We start from the raw sequence: 1,275 nt of genomic DNA, 5'->3' as shown, positions 1-1,275 counted from the left end.
TGGTGTAGCTGCCGCGTTCAACTTCAATGACAATTTGGATACGGCGGTACGCCTGGCCTTCATCTTCGGCTTCCAGCTCTACACCGTTACGGTCTTTGTAGGTGCCAGCGAGGCCGCCGATAAACGTTCTGTAGGGCGTGACCGCCGTAATGATGTTTACGTGATTCGCCAGCGTCACCTTCGAGTTCTTTACGTTCACGACCATGCGGTCAGTGTCTTTGCGGTACGGGCCGAGTACGCGAAAAGCGTCACCGCGACCGCCGCAGGCGTGAAGAAACGCACCGGCCCGTTTATCTTCCCAGATGATGATTTCTTCACCGTCGTAATTTTCAAACGTGACGTTGTCCGCGCCGACCTTAAAGATCCGCCAGCCAAACAGTGCCGCGAGGGCCTTAGCAATGGCTACAGCGGCGGCGTCCTTGCCTTTACCGCCGTCACCGCAGATGTAGAAATTCATCACCTTCGAGGGCGGCACCAAACGACTGATGTAGTCGTTCCGCAAGATGCGCATATGCGACAAATTGCCTTTCTTGACATAGATGCCGGGATACTGTTCGCGTACGTCATCGAGGGTTAGTTCGCCGTCAGAGACCTGCTTAAAAACGGCCTTTTCATCGACCTTTGTCTTCTTGCGGTTTTCTTCGTGTTCGTCGACCTTCTCCCAAAGACGTGCGACGTTCGTGACGACTTCGCTGCGGTCGTAAGTCTCCTTATCCGCCTGAGCGGGGTCTTCGTGGGTTAAGTACTTGCAGAGCGGCAGAAACGCGCTAGGCGGCTTGCCCTCTACGTACTGCGGCGGGACGCCGAGCGCCTTCGCGACCTCTGCAATCGATTTACGCGACTTGCAGAAAATGACAATGTGCCAATGAGCAGGTTTCTTGTCGCCGACAGCGGCACCCTTCGGCGGCTTGTACTTACTCTTGAAGTCCTTCGGTGTGTACGCGTCGCGGTCATGGTTGATGTACGCCCATTCGGTCATGCCCTTCGGCGCGAGCGCTTCTTTAATGCGCTCCTCCGTGAGCAGGTCGCCGTAGCCGTCGTAAAACGCTTGCTGCGTAATGAAAAGTACGCTGAACTTCTTCTTGTCGTGGCCGTGCCACTTTCCACCAGGGCGATAAGGGCATTCGTCCGTGCCTACGAGTTGCAAGAGTTGCAGCGATTCAGGCAACGCCTTGACGGTCTGCGGCTCCGATTCCGAAGCTAAAGCTACATCTTCCGTCGTGTGAGGTTCGTCACTTTTAGGGAGATTTAGCATTCTGCTGCACCTCCGTGACG

Annotated in this window: 1 protein-coding gene; it reads right to left on the bottom strand. The window is 55.5% G+C overall.

Features of this window, described 5'->3' with window-relative positions; all coding sequences use genetic code 11:
- A partial coding sequence (locus HMPREF2967_RS12350; protein ID WP_198531056.1) for a Rep family protein occupies window positions 1–1,255 on the bottom strand: 1,255 nt, incomplete at its 3' end.
- Window positions 1,256–1,275: the final 20 nt, after the last annotated feature.

Origin of the sequence: Corynebacterium sp. HMSC059E07 (assembly GCF_001814395.1) — a bacterium.
Taxonomy (GTDB): Bacteria; Actinomycetota; Actinomycetes; order Mycobacteriales; family Mycobacteriaceae; genus Corynebacterium; species Corynebacterium hesseae.
Note: the sequence above shows the minus strand (reverse complement) of the source record. Positions and strands in the feature narration are given on the sequence as shown.